The sequence below is a fragment of the Sphingomonas sp. PEI4 genome (assembly GCF_056679955.1).
In genome coordinates, this window is sequence record NZ_CM155258.1 from 3,159,975 (window position 1) to 3,182,216 (window position 22,242).

Genomic DNA, 22,242 nt, shown 5'->3' on the forward strand with positions numbered 1-22,242 from the left:
GCCGGGAGATCAGGACGGCGCGCGCCGATACAGGTCGAACGCCGCCTTCGCGCCGACGATGGCCTGCTCGACCCAGGCCTCGTCGGCGGTCTCACCGTCGATCGCGGCGAGCAACGCGCGCCACTCGCCCGACAGGTGTTTCGCGCCGAGATACGCCGACGGCATCCCTTCGGGCACCAACCTCGACAGCATGATGCCGCCAAGCCGCGAACCCTCGATCACATACATCGCGCCCCACCCTGCGGCAGTGCTCGGCGGGACGTCGAATATCATCGGCGCGGGCATGGGTTCACCCAGTGCAGCAAGATCAGCGGCAAGCGCGTCGCGCCTGGACCGGAACGCAGCTAGTCCGGGAATTGCGGCCAGCCAAGCCTCGACCGCCGGCAGCGCCTTGGCGTGCGCGATCAGGAACGCGCGATAATCGTCCGCATTGCTCAGATCATAGCGTCCGAACCCGGCATCGACCGCGTCGTGATCGCTCGCCGTCGCCGCACGAAGGCGAGCGACGGTCGAAAGCTCCTCCGTCAACAGCAACGTCCTCCGCCCTTGCTGCCGTACCGGGCCTCCTGCCGATCGCGGAAGAATGCACGTTCGTCCATCGGCACGTGGTCGGGATGCCGCTCGGCCATGTGCTGGCGGTAGGCGGCGTAGGAAGGCACGCCGACCATCAGCAGCGCGGTTTCGCGCGCCTTCGCATAGAGCGCGCGGATCATTCTGCGGCCACCAGTTGCGGGGGGACTTCGGTCACCGTCGGCCGGTCGATCTTCAACGCGGCGAAGCACGTGCGGATGCCGAAGAACACGATCGACAGCACCACTGCGAGGAACAGCGCGCACAGCCCGGCGTCGATCCGGTCGTTGAGCACGATCCGCTGCATCTCCGCCATCGTCTTGGCGGGCGCGAGCAGCTCACCACGCGCGGCCGAGTCGGCGAACTTCGAGGCATGCGCGAGGAAGCCGACCTTGGGGTCGCTCGCAAACAGCTTCATCAGCCCGGCGGTGATCGTGCACAGGCACAGCCACGCGGCGGGCAGGATCGTCACCCACGCATAACGCTGGCGTTTCATCCGGAACAGCACGACGGTGGCCAGCACCAGCGCGACCGCGGCGAGCATCTGGTTTGAGATGCCGAACAGCGGCCACAGCGTGTTTACCCCGCCGAGCGGATCGGTGACGCCTTGGTACAGGAAGAAGCCCCAGGCGGTCACGCAGAGCGCGGTCGCAATCAGGCCGGGCACGATGGCGGACGCGTTGCGGAACGACGGTACCGCGAGCCCGATCAGGTCCTGCAGCATGAACCGCCCGGCGCGGGTGCCTGCGTCGACCGCCGTGAGGATGAACAGCGCCTCGAACAGGATGGCGAAATGGTACCAGAAGGCCTTCATCGCCTGCCCGCCGACGAGGTGGCTGAAGATCTCCGACATCGCGACCGCCAGTGTCGGCGCGCCGCCTGTCCGCGAGACGATCGTGGTCTCGCCGACGTCCTTTGCCGTCTGCGCGAGCAGTTCGGGCGTGATCGGGAAGCCCATCGCCGTCACCGCGGTCGCGGCGGACGCGAAGTCGGTGCCGACCACTGCCGCCGGGCTGTTCATCGCGAAATATACGCCGGGATCGAGGATCGACGCGCCGACCAGCGCCATGATCGCGACGAAGCTCTCCATCAGCATGGCGCCATAGCCGATGAACTGCGCGTCGCCTTCGCTGGCGATCAGCTTCGGCGTGGTGCCGCTCGCGATCAGCGCGTGGAAGCCCGAGACCGCGCCGCACGCGATCGTGATGAACAGGAACGGGAAGAGCCCGCCCGACCACACCGGACCGCTACCGTCGATGAACGGGGTGAGCGCAGGCATCCGCAGCGGCGGCGCGACGACGGCGATACCGATTGCGAGCGCTATGATCGCGCCGATCTTGAGGAAGGTGGAGAGGTAGTCGCGCGGCGCGAGCAGCAGCCACACCGGCAGGACGGAGGCGACTGCGCCATAGCCGACCATGAGCACGCAGAGCTGCACCGGGGTCAGCGTGAACAGCGGCGCGAGTGTCGGCGAGGCGGCGACGGTGCCGCCATAGACGATCGCCGCCAGCAGCCCGATGACGCCGAGAACGGAGACTTCGCCGACTTTTCCGGGGCGAATCCAGCGGGTGTAGATGCCCATCAGGAACGCGAGCGGGATCGTCGCGGCGACGGTGAAGAGGCCCCAGGGGCTGCCGGCGAGCGCGCGGACGACGATCAGCGCGAGGACGGCGAGGATGATGACCATGATCGCGAACGCGCCGATCAGCGCGATCACGCCGGGGATCGCGCCCATCTCCATGCGGATCAGTTCGCCGAGCGACCGCCCGTCGCGGCGCATCGAGATGAACAGGATCATGAAGTCCTGCACCGCACCCGCAAGCACGACGCCGGCAAGGATCCAGAGCGTGCCGGGGAGGTAGCCCATCTGCGCGGCGAGCACCGGGCCGACGAGCGGGCCGGCACCGGCGATGGCGGCGAAATGGTGGCCGAACAGGACGTTACGGTCGGTCGCGACGTAGTCGAGGCCGTCGGCTCTGCGGAGCGCCGGGGTTGGTCTCGATGGGTCGAGCTGCATTACGTGCCGCGCGATGTAGCGGGCGTAGAAGCGGTACGCGATCAGTTGGACGGAGACGGCGGCGGTGACGATCCACAGCGCGTTGACATGCTCGCCGCGCTCGAACGCGACGACTGCCAGCGCGCAGGCTGCGAGCAGGGCAAGCGCGCCCCAACCGATCTTCTCGCGTAATGTCATGTGCGCGCCCTCCCGTACGGTCCGTACCGGCGACATCGCGTATTCGGGAGGCGAGCGCTAGTCCCAGTAGGCACCTAGTTGGAGGCTCCACCCCGGCGAAGGCCGGGCCGCCAATTGGAAAGGTCTGTGAAACGTAGCGGAAAGCGCCGCCACTGCCGTCCCCCAGTTGGGCCCCGGCCTTCGCCGGGGTGGAGTCAATGGTGGGGAACGATACGATCCCGCCGACGTGGCTGGACAGCGTGTTCGGTTGGCATGCTGCGACTTCGGGGGCACCCCGCCCCAACCAGGCACTAACCCCTCTTCCGTCACCCCGGCGGAGGCCGGGGCCCACCGTCCCGCATGACCCACGGACGGCGAATGTGCGGCACGGTGGATGACGGAACAAGCCCGGCATGACGGGGAAGGGGGCACGCTTGTTGGTGACCCAATTTCGATGCTCGGTCTTGGAGGTCGTAGAGATGCGGACCGCTCCGGAGCCGTTCCCCCGCGGACGCGGGGGCCCAGCTAAATACCGTTGCGCATCGGTACCCTGGACCCCCGCGTTCGCGAGGGAACAGGTTTTGTGGGCTCGGCTTGTCCCCACTGCTCGGAAGGTTTTGGAGGGGAGCTCGAGCGACCACGGTTTGAACCTCGTGGAAGCCGACCCACCCCAGCACCTTCCGGCAAGGAGAGCGCTAATCGGGCGGCGGTCTCTGAAACTTAAACCTGCGAGTGATGGCCCTTGAGCTCATCCCCGACGATCCGCACCACGTGCAGCACGTTCGTCGACCCAGGCGTCCGGAACGGCACGCCCGCCAGCACGATCACCCGGTCGCCAGCCTTGGCGATGCCGTGCCGCAACGCCATCCGCTTCGACTTCGCCACCATGTCCTCGAACGACTCGACGTCGCGCGTGTGCACCGCATGCGTGCCCCACAACAGCCCGAGCCGCCGCGCAGTCTCCTGGCTCGGGGTCAGCACCAGCAACGGCACCGACGGCCGCTCGCGCGCGATCCGGCGGGCGGTCGAGCCCGAGGTCGTGAAGCAGATGATCGCCACCGCCGACACGGTCGCGGCGATGTTCTTTGCCGCCTCGGCCAGCGCATCGGCGGTCGTCGGGTCGGGCTTCATCACGGTGAAGTGCATGCGGTCGCCGTGTTCCGGGTCCGCCTCGACCGACACGCCGATCGCATCCATCATCGCCACCGATTCGACCGGCCACGCACCCGCTGCGCTCTCTGCCGACAGCATGATCGCATCCGCGCCGTCATACACCGCGGTCGCGACGTCCGACACTTCCGCTCGCGTAGGGGAGGGCGACGTGATCATCGATTCGAGCATCTGCGTCGCGACTACCACCGGGCGACCCATCCGGCGCGAAACCTCGACGATGCGCTTCTGAAGCGGCGGCACCTGCTGCGGCGGCAGTTCGACGCCGAGATCGCCGCGCGCGACCATCACGCCGTCGCAGGCCTCGACGATCTCCTCCAGCCGCTCGATCGCCGCGGGCTTCTCGATCTTGGCCATCAGTGCCGCCTTGCCGCCGATGAGCTTACGCGCTTCCCAGAGATCTTCCGGCCGCTGGACGAACGACAGCGCGATCCAGTCGACGCCCTGGTCGACCGCGAAGTCGAGATCGCTGCGATCCTTGGCCGTCAATGCTGCCATCGGCAGCACGACGTCGGGGACGTTCAGCCCCTTGCTGTTCGACAGCGCGCCGCCGACCTCGACCCGAGTCGTGATTTCGCGTGGGCTGTGCGACACCACGCGCAGCACGAGCTTGCCGTCGTCGAGCAGCAGGCGCGCGCCCGGCTCGATCGCCGCGAAAATCTCGTCGTGCGGCAGTTCGACGCGCGTCGCATCGCCTGGTGTCGGGTCGCGGTCGAGCACGAAGTTCGACCCGGTTTCGAGCACGGTGCGGCCGCCTTCGAACTTGCCGACGCGCAGCTTAGGCCCCTGGAGATCGGCGAGGATCGTCGAGGGACGCCCGAACTCCTTCTCCAGCGCGCGAATCGCCTGGATCACCGCAATCTTCGACTGCTGGTCGCCGTGACTCATGTTAATGCGGAACGCGTCTGCGCCGGTACGGAATAGAGTTGCGATCATCTCGGGGGTGCTGCTGGCAGGGCCTAGCGTCGCGAGGATGCGGACTTTGCGCGAACGGGGTGCGATGGCCATGGTCATGCGTGCGTTTCCTGGGGGAGGTCTTTGCCGCGACGGGCCTTAAACCCTATCTCGGCGGGATCAACCACGGAGCATATGAATGAATCCCGAAATCGACGCGCTCGATACACTCGACGATGCCGTAGCGGCGACGGCCTTTCGCCGCCTGATCCGCCACCTCCGCCACCGCGAGGATGCGCAGAACGTCGATTTAATGGGCTTGGCTGGTTTTTGTCGCAACTGCCTGTCCGACTGGGTCGAGGAAGCGGGTGGCCTGTCGAAGGATGCCGCGCGGGAGACGGTGTACGGGATGCCGTATGCGCAGTGGAAGGCGCATCACCAGGGCGACGCGACGCCGGAGCAACTCGCGCGGATGAAGGAAAGCGTCGCGAAGAACGCGCCCAAAAACGGGGCTGTTTGATTCAGGCGATTGAGCCGAACACGGTAAACGCCTAGACGCGGCTCCGCACCCGCAGCCGCATGATTCACGACGTCTCCTGACGGCGATTGTCGGCGTGGGTATTTCGATTGGCTTTGGGCCGGCGCCTGGACGTCGGTGAGTGGGGAATTTTCGATGTCTGACGAACGGCAACACGGCATGGGCGGCGGCGCGGTCGCAGCGGACGAACTGCGCCTGCTGATCGAGCGCGCCGAGCGCCTCGAAGAAGAGAAGAAGGGTATCTCGGACGACATCAAGGACGTGATGGCCGAAGCCAAGGGCCGCGGTTACGACCCCAAGGCGATCCGCAAGATCCTGTCGATCCGGAAGAAGAAGAAGGAAGAGTATCAGGAGGAGGAGGCGATCCTCGAAGTGTATCTCCAGGCGTTGGGGATGATCTGAGGATCTGCTGATTTCGCGCGGTGCTTCCTCCCCGATATGACGTCGGGTAGCGATGAGGCACCGCGTTAACCTCCCCGATGTACCGGTAGAGAATGCTTCTCCCGATCCTCGCGGCGTTCGTCCTGCTCCTGATCATCAACGCGATCACCGTCGCCGCGTTCGCGATCGACAAGCGGCGATCATCGACCGGCGCATGGCGCATTCCCGAATCCCGCTTGCTATGGTTCGCAGCGCTCGGCGGTAGCCCCGGTGCGTTCTGGGCGCGCGGTCGCTTCCGTCACAAGACCCGCAAGCAGCCGTTCGTCGGGCGGCTTCATCTCATAGCGATGGTTCAAGTCGGCTTGATCGCAGGGCTCGCCATCGCTTTGGTGATCTAACCCCCGCAGCCTGCAACGACATTGCCGCTTCTACAGCTTAGGTGTATTGCTGTTATGCAACATCGCATCGGGGGCAAGCATGCGGGTATTCTTGGGAATTGCGGCGGCATTGTTGGTCAGTGCTCCCGTCGCGGCGCAATCGGTTGAGATCGACACCCGAAAACTCGGTCAGCGTGCAGAGGCGTTCGTCCGGGTCCGCAACCAGTTCAATCAGGCGGCGATGATCGCGATGATGGCTCCCGAATACCAGGAAGTGTCACCGGTCGGTGAGGTCGATTCCCGCGAGCGTGTGATCGGATTTTACGCGGCCGACAAGAAATCGGCCGCGCCGCCGATGACGATTACCGAGACCGTCGCGCGGCCTGCTGGCACGATCGGTGTCGTCACGATGCGGATCGCCTACACCATGCCCGGCAAGGACGGCCAGATGCAGACGCGCGCGCTCCGGGCCGGCTTCGTCGCGCGACGGATCAAGAGCGACTGGCAGTTCGTGTCGTTGCAGTTCACCCCGATCCGCGGATGACGACCTAAGCCGCTTCCGCCGGAAGCGTCGTCCACCCCAGCCCCGGTATCGTGATCGAGCGTTTGCCGGCGAGATCGGTGCGGCAGACGATCAGTTCCCGGCTCTCGATATAGCCGATCAGTCGCTTCACCCGGCCGATCGAACTCGTTCCGTACGTCGCCGCAATGCGCGCGTCCGAGGGACACGGCTCGCCTTCGCGGGCGGCGCGCGCAACCAGCAGAAACGCCCCCAGCATGTCGTCGGGGAGGCCGCTCGCCACGTCCAGCGCTGCAGTCCACGCCTCGTCGGTCATGTCGAAGATGCCGGCGCGGGCGCAACTCAGCCGGCGGACGAAGCCGGGCAGGTCCAGCGGTGGCTTGGCCAACCCGCCCATGCGGCAACGCACCTGGAAATCCTGGAACAGCACCGACGGTGGGCGCAGCGTCGACTCCGGATCCTCGACGATCGCACGGAAGACGTCGGCGTAGACCGCTTCGACTTCGTCGTCGGTCTTCTCGGGCGGCGGCGGCGCGGCGGTACGTGGCTCGGGCGGGCGGGCGATACCGTCGAGGAGTTCGTCCGCCGGCACGCGACGCGGGCGCGAATCGAACATCAGGCCGAGTTCGGGGGCGTCGACCACCGGCTCGGACAGTAGGTCTTGCAGATCCATCGGCGCAGCGCTCGGCAGGGGAGTGAGCTTGGGGCTGCCACTGCGCGCGGAGGTCGCGACGTCGCCGATCTTCACAGTGATCGGCCTGCGCGACACTGCCGGGCCGAGCGCCATGAACGTGCCGCGCTGGAGATCGCGAATAGCCTCGGCCTGGCGCCGCTCCATGCCGAGCAGGTCGGCCGCGCGCGCCATGTCGATATCGAGGAAGGTGCGGCCCATCAGGAAGTTCGATGCTTCCGCCGCGACGTTCTTCGCCAGTTTGGCCAGACGCTGCGTCGCGATCACGCCAGCAAGGCCGCGTTTACGGCCGCGGCACATCAGGTTGGTCATCGCGGCCAGCGACGCGCGGCGGACCTCTTCCGACACTTCGCCACCTGTCACCGGCGCGAACATCTGCGCTTCGTCGACCACCACCAGCACCGGATACCAATGTTCGCGCGGCGCATCGAACAGCGCGGACAGGAACGACGCGGCACAGCGCATCTGGCCCTCGACCTCCAGCCCTTCGAGGCTGAGCACGGCCGACGTCCGGTGTTCGCGCAGGCGGCTGGCGATGCGCGCGATCTCGCGTTCGCTATAGTCGCCCGCCTCGATCACGACGTGGCCGTGCGGCCCGGCGAGCGTCACGAAATCGCCCTCGGGATCGATCACGATCTGCTGGACATGCCCCGCCGATCGCTCGAGCAGGCGGCGCAGCAGATGCGATTTTCCCGAGCCCGAATTGCCCTGCACCAACAGGCGGGTGGCGAGCAGTTCCTCCAGGTCGACGCCGACGGCAGTACCATTGCCGTCGGTGCCCATATTCACGCTAACCGTCATGCCGCGCGTTTGGCAGGTGCGGGCGTGTGGGAGCAAGGAGTCTTTGTCGCTTCCGTCGCAAGTGGGACTTTGCGCGCTGGAATATCGGCAATCCGCGCTAGGCTTCGAAGATGGCCACACACTCCCCGCTCGCCGACCTCTCGCACCGCCTGCTCGGCAAGGCGCCGGGGGACCTCGACGACGAGGAGCGTCGCGTCCTCGCGGGGATCGAGGCGGGAACCACCGTCAGTCGCGATGCGGCCGACGTGTCGGACGAGCGCTCCAGCTACGGCGACCGGCTTGCCGACAAAGTCGCCGCGGTCGGCGGGTCCTGGGGCTTCATCATCGCCTTTGCGGTGATCCTGTTCGGCTGGATGATCCTCAATTCGGACATCCTCGGCCATTTCGGGCGGGCGTTCGATCCCTATCCGTACATCTTCCTCAACCTGTTGCTGTCGACGCTGGCAGCGATCCAGGCGCCAGTGATCATGATGAGCCAGAACCGGCAATCGGCGAAGGACCGCCTCGCCGCGAGCCTCGACTACGAGACCAACCTGCGTGCCGAACTCGACATCCTGCGCGTCCACCACAAGATCGATCATTTGGTGCTAGACCGGCTCGACGCGATCGAGCGGAAAATCGACGGTCTGGCGAAATCCGCGCCTGACGCCTAAGAGCGGGCGCATCAGCTAAAGAGGCACCGATGGCAGGCCATTCCAAATACAAGAATATCATGTACCGCAAGGGTGCGCAGGACAAGAAGCGCTCGTCGGCGTTCAGCAAGCTCAGCCGAGAGATCACGGTCGCGGCCAAGATGGGCCTGCCTGACGTCGACATGAACCCGCGCCTGCGCGCGGCGGTGAACGCGGCCAAGGCGGCGTCGCTGCCCAAGGAGAACATCCAGCGCTCGATCGACAAGGCTAGCCGCGGCGATGCCGAGAATTACGAAGAGATCCGCTACGAGGGCTTCGGGCCCGGTGGCGTGTCGCTGATCATCGAGGCGCTGACCGACAACCGCAACCGCACCGCGACCAACGTGCGCGTCGCGGTCGGCAAGAACGGCGGCAACCTCGGCGCGGGCGGTTCGGTCAGCCACGCGTTCGACCGCGTCGGGCTGATCTCGTATCCGGCGAGCGCGGGCGATGCCGATACGGTATTCGAAGCGGCACTCGAAGCGGGTGCCGAAGACGTCACGTCGAGCGAGGACGGGCATGAGGTCTGGACCGCGCAGGGCGACCTGCACGAAGTGGCCAAGGCTTTGGAAGCCAAGCTCGGCGAGGCCGAGGGCGCAAAGCTCGCCTGGCGCCCGCAGGTCATGGTCGCGGTCGACGCGGACGATGCGGCGACGCTGTTCAAACTGATCGACGCGCTCGACGAGGACGACGACGTGCAGACGGTGTGGGGCAATTACGAAATCTCCGACGAGATCATGGAGAGCTTAGGTTGAGATGAAGAAGGTTGGTTCGCGCGGAGACGCGGAGACGCGGAGAGCTGTGCCGCATGGCTACGTCCTCCGCGTCAGCGGCCTCATATCTGTCGGCCGGCCCGGAGAACCGAAAGTCCTGCTGACGCGAGACAATAGTCAAAAGCGCACCCCCTCCGCGCCTCCGCGCCTCCGCGCGAACCGACCTTCTCTCTTCTCGTGATCATCCTAGGACTAGACCCCGGCCTTGGCACCACAGGCTGGGGCGTCATCCGCGCGGACGGCAATCGCCTGAGCCACATCGCCAACGGCCAGATCAAGACCGACCCGTCGATGGCGCTCCCCCGCCGCCTCACCGCGCTATATAATGCGCTGATCGACGTCATCCGCACCGAACGTCCGGATGGCGCGGCGGTCGAGGAAGTGCTCGGCAACACCAACGCGCAATCTACGCTGAAGCTGGGGCAAGCGCGCGGAGTCGTGCTGCTCGCCGCCGCCGGCGCGGGGCTCCACATCGGCGAATATCACCCCTCGACCGTCAAGAAAGGTGTCGTCGGCACCGGCGGCGCGGACAAGAAGCAGATCCAGGCGATGATGGCGGTGCTGCTGCCCGGCGCGAAACTTGCCGGGCCGGATGCGGCCGATGCGCTGGCGGTGGCGATCACGCATGCGCATCACGTCGCAAGTGCTGCTGCTCTGGCGCGGCGATCCGGTATCGGGGCCTGATCGTCGCCGGTGCGTCCAGCTTCGTCTTAGAAGCTTTAAAGACCCGTCGACGCGTGATAGTCCTTGCCAGACGTCGATCATGACGCTGAGATCGGACAAAGTCCGACATATGAAACTGGCGGGTAAACTGCCCCCTGCAGAATTTATCGACGGCGTCCATGGACGGCGATCGTAACTGAAACGGAGTCTCCGGCTGAGACTCCGCGTGCTTGAGGCGATTCTAAATTCTGATCCATAATGGACGCAAATTCTGTGAATTACCGGCCATTAAAGTTTGTCTGGCCAGGCGCACGACAGTGTGGCAGTCGCGACGTAGTTAATCTCTAATATAGATCAAGGTAAATCGATGAACCTCGGTCAAGTGAACGGCGGCACAAACAGTCAAAATGTCCCGGCGGCCGCGTTCGCGATGCCACCCGGAATGCGGATGCGGTACGATCTCCCTGATCCCAGCCTATCCGAATATCTGACGGGCTATGCGATCTACGCATCGGATGATCGTACGCCGATGCTCAACTGGTACCTGCCTGCACCAGCGATGATCTCTGTGCTGGTCGATGCGGGCCCGTTGACCGTTTCGATCGGTAATCATCGTTTCGGTCCGCTCGATCGGGCCAGCTTCTACGGGCCTACCAGCCGCGCCTTCCGTACGGAAACGACCGGCGGGATTGCCGTGGGCATCGGCCTGAGTGCGCTGGGCTGGTCCCGATTGACGGCGCGGTCGGCGGGTGACTTCCACAACCGGGTCACGCCGCTGACCGCAGTCCTCGGCGGAGAGCTTTCCGCGCGCCTGATCGAAGGCCTCGATGCCCTTGACGATGATGCGTTCATCAAGCCGCTGCTCGATGCGGTTCTCGGCCCGTTGTTCCAGCGAGCGCACCCGCGCGAAGACCTGATCCGCGCCTTCACCGCGCTGACGGTGACCGATGGGGTGATCGAGATGAAGGACGTCGCCGATCGGCTCGATATCCCGACGCACGAACTGCGGCGCATGGCGACGCGGCATTTCGGCATGCCGCCGAAGCTGCTCCTGCGCCGCGCGCGGTTTCTTCGGTCGTTCATCGGGCTGATCCGGACGGATGGGATGGCCGATTATTCAAAGATCGACAGCAGCTATTTCGATGCCTCGCATTTCCTGCGCGATGCGGGCACGTTTCTCGGCACGACGCCGCGGCGTTTCGTGGCATCCGACACGGTATATCTGAGGGCGAGTCTCCGCGCGCGCGCCGCTGTGATCGGCGCGCCGACCCAGGCCCTTCACGGCGTCGTGAAACCACCTGCGCTGGTGACAGGCCGATCGACGATCGACGGAGATCGGTTGCGGCCAAGCGTGTGACATGCCGCGAATTACGAACGGCCGATTTTGACTGGATGACGACGCTCCTCCTTTGATCTACCGCATGCCGAATGATCGTGCATCTCAAGGGACGTCTGGACTCCACGGGTATAGACCATGCGGTGATCGACGTCGGCGGCGTCGGGTATCTGGTCGGTGCATCGGCGCGCACGCTGTCGGCGCTTGGTCCGATCGGCGAGGCGTGTACCGTCTTTACCGAATTGCTCGTCGGCGAGGATTTCCAGCGGCTCGTCGGATTTTCCAGCGCGGACGAGCGTGACTGGTTCCGGTTGTTGACGGGTGTGCAGGGGGTCGGCGCACGGGTTGCGCTCGCGATCCTGTCGGCGCTGGAGCCGGTCGATCTGAGCCGTGCAATCGCAAGCGGCGACAAGGCGATGGTCGCGCGCGCGAACGGGGTCGGACCAAAGCTCGCACAGCGGATCGTGATGGAATTGAAGGACAAGGTCGGCGGCATCGCGCTCGGGCTTGGACCAGCGGTGGTCAATGCCGCGCCGGGCGCGTCTGCGGATGCGGTGTCGGCGTTGCTCAATCTCGGCTTCCGGCCGAACGAGGCGAGCGTCGCGGTGGCTGCCGCGGACGAGGAACTGGGGCCGGGGGCTTCGCTCGATGCGCTGGTGCGACTGGCGTTGCGGAAGGCGTCTAAGGCGTAGCTTTGCCGCGAGTGCAAGTGGCGAACCTTTCGATCCTCCCCCGCCAGGGGGAGGTGGCTGGCACTTGCCAGACGGAGGGGGAGGTCAGGGAAACCGCTGTTCCGTGTCCTCCCCCTCCGTCACCTTCGGCGCCACCTCCCCCTGGCGGGGGAGGATAGGAAATTATGATCCGGAGTGTTTCAAAGCGGCGTGAGCAGCGCTTTCCCCGCGAAATGCGCGTCGAGATTAGCAACTACCAGCGCCGCCATGGCAGTCCGCCCGTCGACGGTCGCGCTGCCTTGATGCGGTGACAGGACGACCTGATTCATCGTCTTCAGCGCTTCGGGAGCAGATGGTTCGTCGGCGAACACGTCGAGCCCCGCCCCGGCGATCGTCCCGGCCCGAAGCGCCGCCACCAGCGCAGATTCGTCGACCAAGCTACCCCGAGCGATGTTGATGAGAATGCCGTCTTCACCAAGCGCCGCGAGAACACCCTCATCCACGATATGCGACGTCGCCGCGCCCCCAGGCGCGGCAATGATCAGCACGTCGCACGCCGCCGCGAGCGCGGCGATGTCACCATGAAACACGCCCGCGAAATCCGGCTTGGCGGAGCGTGCGGTATAATGGAGTTCGCTCGCGAACGGTGCCGCGCGTTTGGCAATGGCCTTGCCGATCCGGCCCAGTCCGAAGATGCCGATCCGCCGCCCGCTCGCCCGGCGCGCAAGATCGACCTGCCAGCCGCCATCGCGCACCACACGGTCGTTGGCGACGATACGTCGCTGCACCGCCAGCATCAGCCCGATCGCAAGGTCCGCGACATCGTCGGTCAGCACGTCGGGCGTCGTCGTCACCGCGATGCCGCGTGCCCTGGTCGCGGCGAGGTCGATGCCGTCGTAACCGACGCCGTGGATCGCGATGATCTCCAGCGCGGGAAGGCGGTCCAGTAGCGCCGCGTCGACCACGCTGCTCCCGCCGCCGACGATCGCGCGCGTCGTTGCCGGTGGATTCTCGCGGTGCAGCGTGAAGCGCTCGGCGAGCGTCACTTCCAACGCGGGCGAGACTCCGCCCAGCAGATACAGGTCGGGGTGGGAGGTTGCGTCAGTCATCGCGCACCCATAGCCGCCTTGCCCCCTTCACCGCGAGCGCGCTATCGCGGGTAGGTGACCGATACAGACCGCATCCTGACTGCCGCCAAGCGTCCCGAAGACGTCGACGCCGCGCTGCGCCCTAAGACGCTCGACGAATTCGTCGGGCAGAAGGCGGCGCGGGAGAATCTGCGCATCTTCATCCAGGCGGCGAAATCGCGCGGCGATGCGCTGGATCACGTGCTGTTCTTCGGACCACCTGGCCTCGGCAAGACGACGCTCGCGCAGATCGTCGCGCGTGAGATGGGGGTGGGGTTTCGCGCCACGTCGGGGCCGGTGATCGCCAAGTCGGGCGATCTCGCGGCGCTGCTGACCAATCTTGAGGATGGCGACGTGCTGTTCATCGACGAGATCCACCGGTTGCAGCCGGCGGTCGAAGAGGTGCTGTACCCGGCGATGGAGGATCGTGCGCTCGACCTGATGATCGGCGAGGGGCCGTCCGCGCGCTCGGTGCGTATCGATCTGCCGCGGTTCACGCTGATCGGTGCGACGACGCGCCAGGGGTTGCTGACGACGCCTTTGCGCGATCGCTTCGGGATTCCGGTGCGGTTGCAATTCTATACGGTTGAGGAACTGGAGCGGGTGGTGACGCGCGCGGCTGGGCTGCTTGGGCTGGGCATCGCCAAGGACGGCGCGATGGAGATCGCGCGCCGGGCTCGGGGGACGCCGCGTATCGCTGGGCGATTGCTGCGACGGGTGCGCGATTTCGCCAATGTCGCCGGGCACGAGACGGTCGACGCGCGGGCAGCGGACGCGGCGCTGAACCGGCTAGAGGTCGATTCGCTGGGGCTCGACGCGATGGACCGGCGGTATCTGATCATGATCGCGGATATTTATCGCGGGGGGCCGGTCGGGGTGGAGACGCTGGCGGCGGGGCTGAGCGAGCCGCGCGATACGATCGAGGAGGTGATCGAGCCGTATCTGATTCAGCTTGGCTTGATCGCGCGGACCGCGCGTGGTCGATTCCTGAACGCCGGCGGCTGGAAGCACCTCGGCCTGAACCCACCAGCGGGAAGCCAGGACGGCCTGTTCGATACCTGAGGCATCCTCGCACGCTCGGTCACCCAGGACTTGTTCCGGGGTCCATGGTCTCACGAACTCACGTCTCTCGATTTTACGGAACGGTGGATGCCGGAACGAGCCCGGCTGACGGCGTGAGGACGCTGTAGGAAATCACACCCAGAGATAGATCGAACTTGGGCACGACACTGCTTTTGTTGCGTGGCACCCAGGCGCTTCATCTGATAGCCAACTCAAATGCCCCTATCGGCCGCCGCCTCCGCCCGCGAAATCCTCACCAGCCTTCACGACGTGATGGCGTCGCGCACGTCCGCGCAAGCCAAGCTCAACGCCGTCGTAGGCATCATCGCCACCGCGATCGACAGCGAGGTCTGCTCGATCTACCTGCTGCGCGAGGGCGTGCTCGAACTGTTCGCCACGCGTGGCCTCGACCAGGCCGCCGTCCACGTCACCAAGCTCGCGCTCGGCGAGGGCCTTGTCGGCACGATCGCGCAGGACGTCGAGGTGCTGAACCTCGACGAAGCCGCCAGCCACCCCGATTTCGCCTACAAGCCCGAGACGGGCGAGGACCGCTTCCACAGCTTTGCCGGCGTGCCGATCATCCGCCGCGAGCGATCCGTGGGCGTTCTGGCCGTCCAGCACACCGATCGTCGCAAATATGCGGACGTCGAGATCGAGGCGTTGCAGACGGTCGCGATGGTGCTGTCCGAACTGATCGCCAATGCGGGGCTCATCGACACCACCGGCGGCGGCGCGGACCGGCCGCAGTCGACCGCGGCGATGCGGATCCCCGGCCAGAAGCTCGTCGACGGCATGGGCGCCGGGTTTGCGGTGTATCACCAACCGCGCATCCATATCGAACACACCGTCGCCGAGGATACCGACGCCGAGCGCCACCGCGTCTATGCGGCGTTCGACAAGATGCGCGAAGGCATCGACCGGATGACCCGCGAGGCCGAATTCGGCGTCGGCGGCGAGCATGTCGAAGTGCTCCAGACCTACAAGATGTTCGCCTATGACGAGGGTTGGGCGCGGCGGATCAACGAGGCGATCGATTCGGGCCTCACCGCCGAAGCTGCGATCGAACGCGTCCAGCAGCGCACCCGCCAGCGGATGCGCCAGATTGACGATCCGCTGCTCGCCGACCGGATGCACGATCTGGAGGATTTGTCGAACCGCCTGCTCCGCATCGTCTCGGGCCAGATGGGCACAGCCGCGCAGTTGGGCCTGAGGCAGGACACCATCCTCATCGCGCGCAACCTTGGCCCCGCCGAGCTGCTCGAATACGACAAGCGGCGGCTCAAGGGCGTGATCCTCGAGGAAGGTTCGCTGACCGCACACGTCACGATCGTCGCGCGCGCGATGGGCGTGCCGGTGCTCGGCCGTGTCCGCGACATCCGCCGGCTGGTTGCGGAGGGCGACATGCTGCTGCTCGACAGCGCCGAGAGCAACGTCTTCGCGCGGCCCTCGGCGGCAATGGAGGAGGCGTTCGATGCGCGGCTGGCGATGCGCCAGAAGCGCAAGGCTGCGTTCGCAGCGCTGCGCGACGTGCCGCCGATCACCAAGGACGGCCACCGCCTGACGCTCATGGTCAATGCCGGCCTGCGTGACGACGTGGCGGCGCTCGACGTCACCGGTGCCGACGGCATCGGCCTGTTCCGCACGGAGTTCCAGTTTCTGGTCTCCGCCACGCTGCCGCAGCGCGAGCGCCAGCAGCGACTTTACCGCGAAGTCCTCGACGCGGCGGGCGATCGTCCGGTGATCTTCCGCACCGTCGATATCGGCGGCGACAAGGCGCTGCCGTATCTGAACAAGGAAGATTCGGACGAGGAGAACCCGGCGATGGGCTGGCGCGCGCTGCGCCTCGGCCTCGAACGCGACGGGTTGATGAAGGTGCAGGCACGCGCGCTCCTGGAAGCCGCTGCCGGTCGCACGCTCAACGTGATGTTCCCGATGGTCAGCGAGCCGTGGGAGTTCGACGAGGCGCGCGCGCTGTTCGAAGCGCAGCGGACCTGGCTCGAAGGGCGCGGGCGGAAAATGCCGCTCGCGATCCGCTATGGGGCGATGCTGGAGGTGCCGGCGCTCGCCGAGATGCTCGACATCCTCCTGCCGAAGATCGAGTTCCTGTCGATCGGCACCAACGACCTGACGCAGTTCCTGTTCGCGGCCGATCGCGCCAATCCCAAGCTCGCCGAGCGCTACGACTGGCTGAGCCCGTCGATCCTGCGCTTCATCGCGCGGCTGGTCGCACCGGTCCGCGCGGCGGGCGTCGATCTGGCGGTGTGCGGCGAGATGGGTGGGCGACCGCTGGAGGCGATGGCGCTGATCGGGCTCGGCATCGAACGGCTGTCGATCACCCCCGCGGCCGTCGGCCCGATCAAGGCGATGACGCGTTCGCTCGATCGTGCGGCCCTCACCGCGTACATGGCAGGACTGCTGGCTGATCCTCCGCGCGACATGCGCGGTGCGTTGACGACCTGGGCGACCGAAAACGGCGTCGAAATCGTCTGAATGGCGGAAAGCGGCGGTTAAGACGCGCGGTGCGTTGACACGGCTGGGGGCCTCTGAAAGACGGGTGACATGGCGGGCAACGCTACGCGCCCGTGTTCGGAGACAAGAATGGACGAGGTCGAGACCGGCCAGAACGCAGCACCCGCTCAACCAGAGCGTGCTGGCGACATTCTCCGCAAGGCCCGCGAGGCGCAGGGCCTGACCGTCGCGGACATCGCGACGCGTACCCGTGTGCCGTTGCGCCACCTCGAAGCGATCGAGGCGTCCGATTATTCCACGCTGCCGTCATCGACCTATGCGGTCGGTTTCAGCCGCGCCTATGCCAGAGCGATGGGCATCGACGAGGTGCAGGTCGCGAACCTCGTCCGTAGTGACGTTGCGAAACTGGGTCGCAAGACGCGCGAATATGAACCGTACGAGATGACCGATCCGTCGCGCGTGCCCTCGCGCGGGATCGCGATCGTCGCGCTCGGCATCGCGATCGCGGTGCTGGTGCTGGTCGGGCTGTGGTACGGCACCGATATGTTCCGCGGTTCGAGCAATGCCTCCACCACGACGCCGATCGCCGAGACCGCGCCGAACCCTGCTGCCCAGACCGCGCAACCGGTGCCTGCGCCGGCCACGCCTGCCAACGGACAGGTCACGCTGACCGCCTCGGACGAGGTGTGGATGCGCGTCTACGATGCCGACAACAAGGTGCTATACCAGGGCACTATGAAGCCGGGTGAAAAGTTCGACGTGCCTAAGGATGCCAAGGACCCGAAGATCAACGTCGGTCGCGCGGACAAGCTGGCGGTGACTCTTAACGGCGCTGCTGCTCCGGCGCTCGGTACCGGCGAGCGTGCGATCAAGGACGTGCGCGTCGGTGCGCCGGCGATTGCCGCGCGGATCGCCGGCACGCCCGAGCCGCAGGCCACGCCGTCCGACGTTGAAACTACCTCGACGCGCCCGTCGGATCGCTCGCGCTCGATCCGTCCACGTACGCCGCGTTCTCCGATGAGCGAAACGCAGCGCGCCAACCTGGACGCGGGCGCAAACCCGCCGCCTGCCGCTACGGCAACGCCCAATCCGTGATTGCAGCGGACAATTGCCAGGGTCTTAAGGCTGGAGACATGATGGGTAGTGCAGCTATACCCGGGCGATTAACCAATCCACCGGGGGGTGTGGCCCATGCGTAAGTCAATTCTGGTCGGCGTCTGCCTCGCGGCGCTGCTGCCCACTGCCGTACAGGCACAAAATGTCGAGGGCCGCGTCGGCAAGCTTGAAAGCGAAATGCGCGCGGTCCAGCGGAAGGTCTTCCCTGGCGGATCGGGCCAGATGCTCCAGCCCGAAGTGCGCGCGCCGCAGAGCGAGCAGGGTCCCGGCCCGGGCTCGCCTGCGACCAGCGCGCTTGCCGACGTGAACCAGCGCGTCACGTCGCTGGAGCAGCAGATGACCTCGCTCACCGAACAGATCGAGCAGAACCAGAACCGCACGCGCCAGTTGCAGGATGCGTTCGACAATTATCGCCGTTCGAACGACGCGCGGATGAAGGCTTTCGAGACTGGACCTGCGCCGATCGCAGCAGGCGGTCCGATCGAGTCCGATGACCAGTCGAGCGGCCCCTCGCGCCCGACCACGCGTCCAGAAGCAGCTACCAAGCCCGGCGCGGCGACACCGACCAAGGTCTCTGTCGAAAAGCCCTCGACGGGCGATCCGGCTGAGGACGAGTATATGTACGGCTACCGGCTGTGGGCGGCTAAACAGTATCCGCAGGCCGAGGCGCAGTTGAAGAAGGTCGTTGCCGACTATCCGAAGAGCAAGCGCGCCAGTTATGCGCAGAACCTGCTCGGCCGCGCGTATCTCGACGAGGGCAAGCCGAGCCTCGCGTCGATGGCGTTCTACGACAATTACAAGAAGATGCCCGACGGCGAGCGTGCGCCGGATAGCCTGCTGTATCTGGGGCAGGCGCTGACCAAGCTCAACAAGCCCGCCGATGCGTGCAAGGTGTATGACGAGCTGAACGACGTCTACGGCGCGAAGATGGCGTCGGCGATGAAGGGGCAGGTCGCCGCCGGGCGCAGCGCGGCGAAGTGCAAGTAACGAGTCTGATCTGACGATGACGTCTCCCTCTCTTTTTTCCGTCATCCCGGACTTGTTCCGGGATCCACCGTTCCGCATCCTCCCCGGCTTAAGGGGACGGGGCCGGGTGGATGCCGGAACGAGCCCGGCATGACGGAGGAGGGGCGTAGGTTCGCCGCCGACTTCGCGCGCTTGGCAAGCGACATTACCAATCCGCTGTTCGCCGTATCCGGTGGCCCGGACAGCATGGCGATGCTCACCCTCGCGCACGAATCGTTAGCTGCCGGCTTCACGGTCGCCAGCATCGACCACCGCCTCCGCCCCGAGGGAGCCGAAGAATCCGCGATGGTCGCCGCGCACTGCGCAACGCTCGGCGTCCCCCACGCCACGCTCGCCCCTAGCGAACCGATCACCGGCGCCAGCATCCAGGCGCAGGCGCGCACAACGCGCTACGCTCTCCTCGCCGACCACGCCCGCGCGATCGGGGCAGGGGCGCTCGTCACCGGCCATCACGCCGACGACCAGGCCGAAACCTTCCTCATGCGCGCCGCCCGTGGGTCAGGCCTGGCGGGTCTCGCCGGAGTCCGCGCCCGCACCGAAATCCACGGCGTCACGGTCGTCCGCCCGCTGCTCGACTGGCGCCGCGCCGAACTCCGCGCGATCGTCCGCCGTGCCGAAGTGCCGTTCTTCGACGATCCCTCCAACCACGACGACCGCCACGATCGCACCCGCTTCCGCCGGTTGCTGGGCGAGAACGAATGGCTTGGCACGCCCAACCTTGCGCGTGCCGCCGCCGCGCTCGCCGAGACCGACACCGATATCCGTGCGATGGTCGACTGGATATGGACCGACCGTGCCAAGGTGGGCGGCGGCGAGGTGAAGCTTGCAGTCGAGAAGCTGCCCCGCGAACTTCTGCGCCGACTCGCCCGCCGTGCGATCGGCGTGGTTCGCGACGGCGCCGGCATCACCGCGCCCGAATGGACCGAGGCCGCCAACATCGAAAAACTGCTCGACGGGCTGATGGCCGGCAAACGCACGACGCAAGCGGGCATCATTGCCAGCGTCCGCGGCGACGTCTGGCGCTTCCGCGAGGCGCCGCCGCGTCGGGTCTCCTGACCAGCCTGTCACACTGATCGACGCAACCCGCGTCTTGTTCCATTGCCATTAACCCGCGTGCGCTTATCTTGTGTGGTGAAAGGTATCGTGCACCCATGAACGACAACGAGAACCGCGGGCAGAAGCCCCAAGGTCCTGGTAACGGCGGCCCGAATAACGGTGGCCCCGAGAATGGCGGCGGCAATCCCTGGATGAAGAGCCTGTTGATCTGGGTCGGCATCCTGCTCGCGCTGGCGCTGTTCGTGACGATGTTCGACGGCCGTACCGCGGCGTCGGGCGGCAACACGATCGCGTATTCGGCGTTCCTCGACAAGGTTGACGAGGGCACCGTCAAGGACGTCAACATCTCGCGCGATATCATCTCGGGGACGCTGTCCTCGGGCGAGAAGTTCAAGTCGTATCCGATTCCGGATTCGACGCTCGTGCCGAAGCTGCGCGATAAGGGCGTTTCGATCAGCGCGAAGCCCGAAGAGGGTCCGTCGATGCTGGCGCTGCTGCTGTATCAGTCGCTGCCGTTCCTGTTGTTCCTCGGCATCGCGTTCTTCGTGCTGAAGCAGATGCAGAAGAACTCGGGCTCCGGCGCGATGGGCTTCGGCAAGAGCCGCGCGAAGATGCTGACGCAGAAAGAGGGTAAGGTCACCTTCCAGGACGTCGCTGGCATCGACGAGGCGCGCGAAGAGCTTGAAGAAATCGTCGAGTTTCTGAAGGATCCTACAAAGTTCGCCCGCCTTGGCGGCAAGATCCCTAAGGGCGCGTTGCTGGTCGGTTCGCCCGGTACCGGCAAGACGCTGCTCGCGCGTGCGATCGCTGGCGAGGCCGGCGTGCCGTTCTTCACGATCTCCGGTTCCGATTTCGTCGAGATGTTCGTCGGCGTCGGCGCGAGCCGTGTCCGCGATATGTTCGAGCAGGCCAAGAAGTCCGCACCGTGCATCGTCTTCATCGACGAGATCGACGCGGTCGGTCGTCATCGTGGTGCCGGTCTCGGCAACGGAAACGACGAGCGCGAGCAGACGCTGAACCAGTTGCTGGTCGAGATGGATGGCTTCGAGGCGAACGAAGGCATCATCATCATCGCCGCGACCAACCGTCCCGACGTGCTCGACCCCGCGCTGTTGCGTCCGGGCCGTTTTGATCGCCAGGTCACGGTGCCGCGGCCGGATATCGAGGGTCGCATCAAGATCCTCGAAGTCCACATGAAGAAGGTGCCGCTCGCCCCCGACGTCGATGCACGCGTCATTGCACGCGGTACGCCTGGGTTCTCGGGTGCCGATCTCGCCAACCTCGTCAACGAGGCGGCGCTGCATGCGGCACGCAAGGGCAAGCGGCTGGTGGCGATGGCCGAGTTCGAGGAGGCCAAGGACAAGGTCATGATGGGCGCCGAGCGTCGCAGCATGGTCATGACCGATGACGAGAAGCGGATGACCGCGTATCACGAGGCCGGCCATGCCGTCGTCGCGATGCACGAGGCGGCTTCGGATCCGATCCACAAGGCTACGATCATTCCGCGCGGTCGTGCGCTGGGTATGGTCATGCGTCTGCCGGAGCGCGATTCGTACAGCTATCACCGTGACAAGATGTACGCGAACCTGGCCGTGTCGATGGGCGGCCGCGTCGCCGAGGAAGTCATCTTCGGCTATGACAAGGTGTCTTCGGGTGCCTCGGGCGACATTCAGTACGCCACGGGGCTGGCGCGCGACATGGTCACGCGCTGGGGCATGTCCGACAAGGTCGGGCCGCTGGAATATGGCGAGCCTGAGGGCGAGTCATTCTTGGGCTACTCGTCGAGCCGTCCGTCGCGCATGTCGAACCAGACCGCGCAGTTGATCGACGACGAGATCAAGCGGATCGTCGAAGGCGGCCTCGACCGTGCCAAGCAGGTGCTGAGCGATCATGTCGACCAGCTCCACACCGTGGCCGGCGCGCTGCTCGAATTCGAGACGCTGACCGGCGACGAGATCAAGAAGCTGATTGCCGGCGAGGATCTCGATCGTCCGGATCCGGGGGCCAATGCCTCGACCGTGCCACGTGCCGGCACGTCGATCCCGAAGACGCGGCGCCCGTCGGGCCCGTTCGGGACGCCGACTCCGCTGGGGGCGTGATCCGGTTCACCGGGCAGTCACTTAAGTAGCTCTATGGGCGGTCTTTTCTCGGAAAGGC

General features: G+C 65.9%; 21 protein-coding genes. 15 read left to right on the plus strand and 6 right to left on the minus strand.

What is annotated here, in order from left to right:
• Positions 1-9: 9 nt before the first annotated feature.
• The 4 genes from AC1MLZ_RS14600 to pyk all read right to left on the minus strand — a co-directional run bounded on the left by AC1MLZ_RS14600 (position 10) and on the right by pyk (position 4,927).
• Complete coding sequence (locus AC1MLZ_RS14600; protein WP_480959105.1) at positions 10-528, minus strand: biliverdin-producing heme oxygenase; 519 nt, start codon at positions 526-528, stop codon at positions 10-12.
• Entirely contained in the window at positions 525-713 is a 189-nt protein-coding gene (locus AC1MLZ_RS14605; RefSeq protein ID WP_332742081.1) for a YbdD/YjiX family protein, read from the minus strand. The genes AC1MLZ_RS14600 and AC1MLZ_RS14605 overlap by 4 nt, the downstream gene beginning before the upstream one ends.
• The gene (locus tag AC1MLZ_RS14610) at positions 710-2,764 is read right to left on the minus strand and encodes a carbon starvation CstA family protein (protein ID WP_480959106.1); all 2,055 of its coding nucleotides are present in this window, start codon (positions 2,762-2,764) and stop codon (positions 710-712) included. The genes AC1MLZ_RS14605 and AC1MLZ_RS14610 overlap by 4 nt, the downstream gene beginning before the upstream one ends.
• A 699-nt stretch (positions 2,765-3,463) precedes the next feature.
• Complete coding sequence (gene pyk, locus AC1MLZ_RS14615) at positions 3,464-4,927, minus strand: pyruvate kinase (protein WP_480959107.1); 1,464 nt, start codon at positions 4,925-4,927, stop codon at positions 3,464-3,466.
• 79 nt (positions 4,928-5,006) lie between these two features.
• On the opposite strand from pyk, the gene AC1MLZ_RS14620 reads away from it, so the two are divergent.
• The 4 genes from AC1MLZ_RS14620 to AC1MLZ_RS14635 all read left to right on the plus strand — a co-directional run bounded on the left by AC1MLZ_RS14620 (position 5,007) and on the right by AC1MLZ_RS14635 (position 6,647).
• Positions 5,007-5,327, plus strand: coding sequence for a DUF1244 domain-containing protein (locus AC1MLZ_RS14620; protein ID WP_480959108.1), 321 nt, complete (start codon positions 5,007-5,009; stop codon positions 5,325-5,327).
• 177 nt (positions 5,328-5,504) lie between these two features.
• The gene (locus tag AC1MLZ_RS14625; protein WP_197942503.1) at positions 5,505-5,747 is read left to right on the plus strand and encodes a DUF2312 domain-containing protein; all 243 of its coding nucleotides are present in this window, start codon (positions 5,505-5,507) and stop codon (positions 5,745-5,747) included.
• A 92-nt stretch (positions 5,748-5,839) separates the two neighbouring features.
• A complete protein-coding gene (locus AC1MLZ_RS14630; RefSeq protein WP_480959109.1) occupies positions 5,840-6,124 on the plus strand; it encodes a DUF1294 domain-containing protein in 285 nt (94 codons plus the stop codon).
• A gap of 79 nt (positions 6,125-6,203) precedes the next feature.
• Positions 6,204-6,647 carry a nuclear transport factor 2 family protein gene (locus tag AC1MLZ_RS14635; protein ID WP_480959110.1) on the plus strand — a complete coding sequence of 148 codons (444 nt, stop codon included), beginning with the start codon at positions 6,204-6,206 and terminating at the stop codon, positions 6,645-6,647.
• Between the two features lie 4 nt (positions 6,648-6,651).
• Here AC1MLZ_RS14635 and AC1MLZ_RS14640 read toward each other — a convergent pair whose 3' ends face one another.
• Complete coding sequence (locus AC1MLZ_RS14640; protein WP_480959111.1) at positions 6,652-8,115, minus strand: helicase HerA domain-containing protein; 1,464 nt, start codon at positions 8,113-8,115, stop codon at positions 6,652-6,654.
• A 110-nt stretch (positions 8,116-8,225) separates the two neighbouring features.
• On the opposite strand from AC1MLZ_RS14640, the gene AC1MLZ_RS14645 reads away from it, so the two are divergent.
• The 5 genes from AC1MLZ_RS14645 to ruvA all read left to right on the plus strand — a co-directional run bounded on the left by AC1MLZ_RS14645 (position 8,226) and on the right by ruvA (position 12,250).
• Positions 8,226-8,768, plus strand: a complete 543-nt coding sequence (locus AC1MLZ_RS14645; protein WP_480959112.1) for a DUF1003 domain-containing protein — start codon at positions 8,226-8,228, stop codon at positions 8,766-8,768.
• A 29-nt stretch (positions 8,769-8,797) separates the two neighbouring features.
• Complete coding sequence (locus tag AC1MLZ_RS14650) at positions 8,798-9,541, plus strand: YebC/PmpR family DNA-binding transcriptional regulator (RefSeq protein ID WP_093399717.1); 744 nt, start codon at positions 8,798-8,800, stop codon at positions 9,539-9,541.
• Positions 9,542-9,736: 195 nt separating this feature from the next.
• On the plus strand, positions 9,737-10,243 hold the full coding sequence (gene ruvC / locus AC1MLZ_RS14655) for a crossover junction endodeoxyribonuclease RuvC (protein WP_056061275.1): 507 nt from the start codon (positions 9,737-9,739) through the stop codon (positions 10,241-10,243).
• Between the two features lie 346 nt (positions 10,244-10,589).
• Positions 10,590-11,579: a hypothetical protein gene (locus tag AC1MLZ_RS14660; RefSeq protein WP_480959113.1), complete on the plus strand. Its 990-nt coding sequence runs from the start codon at positions 10,590-10,592 to the stop codon at positions 11,577-11,579.
• Between the two features lie 71 nt (positions 11,580-11,650).
• On the plus strand, positions 11,651-12,250 hold the full coding sequence (ruvA, locus tag AC1MLZ_RS14665; RefSeq protein ID WP_093399715.1) for a Holliday junction branch migration protein RuvA: 600 nt from the start codon (positions 11,651-11,653) through the stop codon (positions 12,248-12,250).
• Between the two features lie 179 nt (positions 12,251-12,429).
• On the opposite strand, the gene AC1MLZ_RS14670 is transcribed toward ruvA, so the two are convergent.
• Entirely contained in the window at positions 12,430-13,338 is a 909-nt protein-coding gene (locus AC1MLZ_RS14670) for a 2-hydroxyacid dehydrogenase (protein ID WP_480959114.1), read from the minus strand.
• Between the two features lie 54 nt (positions 13,339-13,392).
• On the opposite strand from AC1MLZ_RS14670, the gene ruvB reads away from it, so the two are divergent.
• From ruvB to ftsH, 6 genes are all read left to right on the plus strand, one after another.
• On the plus strand, positions 13,393-14,418 hold the full coding sequence (gene ruvB / locus AC1MLZ_RS14675) for a Holliday junction branch migration DNA helicase RuvB (RefSeq protein WP_480959115.1): 1,026 nt from the start codon (positions 13,393-13,395) through the stop codon (positions 14,416-14,418).
• A gap of 216 nt (positions 14,419-14,634) precedes the next feature.
• Complete coding sequence (ptsP, locus tag AC1MLZ_RS14680) at positions 14,635-16,908, plus strand: phosphoenolpyruvate--protein phosphotransferase (RefSeq protein WP_480959116.1); 2,274 nt, start codon at positions 14,635-14,637, stop codon at positions 16,906-16,908.
• A 108-nt stretch (positions 16,909-17,016) separates the two neighbouring features.
• Complete coding sequence (locus tag AC1MLZ_RS14685) at positions 17,017-17,982, plus strand: helix-turn-helix domain-containing protein (RefSeq protein ID WP_480959117.1); 966 nt, start codon at positions 17,017-17,019, stop codon at positions 17,980-17,982.
• 96 nt (positions 17,983-18,078) lie between these two features.
• The gene (locus AC1MLZ_RS14690; RefSeq protein ID WP_480959118.1) at positions 18,079-18,990 is read left to right on the plus strand and encodes a tetratricopeptide repeat protein; all 912 of its coding nucleotides are present in this window, start codon (positions 18,079-18,081) and stop codon (positions 18,988-18,990) included.
• Positions 18,991-19,119: 129 nt separating this feature from the next.
• Complete coding sequence (tilS, locus tag AC1MLZ_RS14695; protein ID WP_480959119.1) at positions 19,120-20,085, plus strand: tRNA lysidine(34) synthetase TilS; 966 nt, start codon at positions 19,120-19,122, stop codon at positions 20,083-20,085.
• 191 nt (positions 20,086-20,276) lie between these two features.
• On the plus strand, positions 20,277-22,184 hold the full coding sequence (gene ftsH, locus AC1MLZ_RS14700; protein WP_480961570.1) for an ATP-dependent zinc metalloprotease FtsH: 1,908 nt from the start codon (positions 20,277-20,279) through the stop codon (positions 22,182-22,184).
• The last annotated feature ends 58 nt before the right edge of the window (positions 22,185-22,242 follow it).

Bases quoted from the DNA above. Each gene is read 5' to 3' on its own strand.
- AC1MLZ_RS14605 (WP_332742081.1), bottom strand. From the start codon at position 713: ATGATCCGCGCGCTCTATGCGAAGGCGCGCGAAACCGCGCTGCTGATG.
- AC1MLZ_RS14610 (WP_480959106.1), bottom strand. From the start codon at position 2,764: ATGACATTACGCGAGAAGATCGGTTGGGGCGCGCTTGCCCTGCTCGCA.
- pyk (WP_480959107.1), bottom strand. From the start codon at position 4,927: ATGACCATGGCCATCGCACCCCGTTCGCGCAAAGTCCGCATCCTCGCG.
- AC1MLZ_RS14620 (WP_480959108.1), top strand. From the start codon at position 5,007: ATGAATCCCGAAATCGACGCGCTCGATACACTCGACGATGCCGTAGCG.
- AC1MLZ_RS14625 (WP_197942503.1), top strand. From the start codon at position 5,505: ATGGGCGGCGGCGCGGTCGCAGCGGACGAACTGCGCCTGCTGATCGAG.
- AC1MLZ_RS14630 (WP_480959109.1), top strand. From the start codon at position 5,840: ATGCTTCTCCCGATCCTCGCGGCGTTCGTCCTGCTCCTGATCATCAAC.
- AC1MLZ_RS14635 (WP_480959110.1), top strand. From the start codon at position 6,204: ATGCGGGTATTCTTGGGAATTGCGGCGGCATTGTTGGTCAGTGCTCCC.
- AC1MLZ_RS14640 (WP_480959111.1), bottom strand. From the start codon at position 8,115: ATGACGGTTAGCGTGAATATGGGCACCGACGGCAATGGTACTGCCGTC.
- AC1MLZ_RS14645 (WP_480959112.1), top strand. From the start codon at position 8,226: ATGGCCACACACTCCCCGCTCGCCGACCTCTCGCACCGCCTGCTCGGC.
- AC1MLZ_RS14650 (WP_093399717.1), top strand. From the start codon at position 8,798: ATGGCAGGCCATTCCAAATACAAGAATATCATGTACCGCAAGGGTGCG.
- AC1MLZ_RS14660 (WP_480959113.1), top strand. From the start codon at position 10,590: ATGAACCTCGGTCAAGTGAACGGCGGCACAAACAGTCAAAATGTCCCG.
- ruvA (WP_093399715.1), top strand. From the start codon at position 11,651: ATGATCGTGCATCTCAAGGGACGTCTGGACTCCACGGGTATAGACCAT.
- AC1MLZ_RS14670 (WP_480959114.1), bottom strand. From the start codon at position 13,338: ATGACTGACGCAACCTCCCACCCCGACCTGTATCTGCTGGGCGGAGTC.
- ptsP (WP_480959116.1), top strand. From the start codon at position 14,635: ATGCCCCTATCGGCCGCCGCCTCCGCCCGCGAAATCCTCACCAGCCTT.
- AC1MLZ_RS14685 (WP_480959117.1), top strand. From the start codon at position 17,017: ATGGACGAGGTCGAGACCGGCCAGAACGCAGCACCCGCTCAACCAGAG.
- AC1MLZ_RS14690 (WP_480959118.1), top strand. From the start codon at position 18,079: ATGCGTAAGTCAATTCTGGTCGGCGTCTGCCTCGCGGCGCTGCTGCCC.
- tilS (WP_480959119.1), top strand. From the start codon at position 19,120: ATGACGGAGGAGGGGCGTAGGTTCGCCGCCGACTTCGCGCGCTTGGCA.
- ftsH (WP_480961570.1), top strand. From the start codon at position 20,277: ATGAAGAGCCTGTTGATCTGGGTCGGCATCCTGCTCGCGCTGGCGCTG.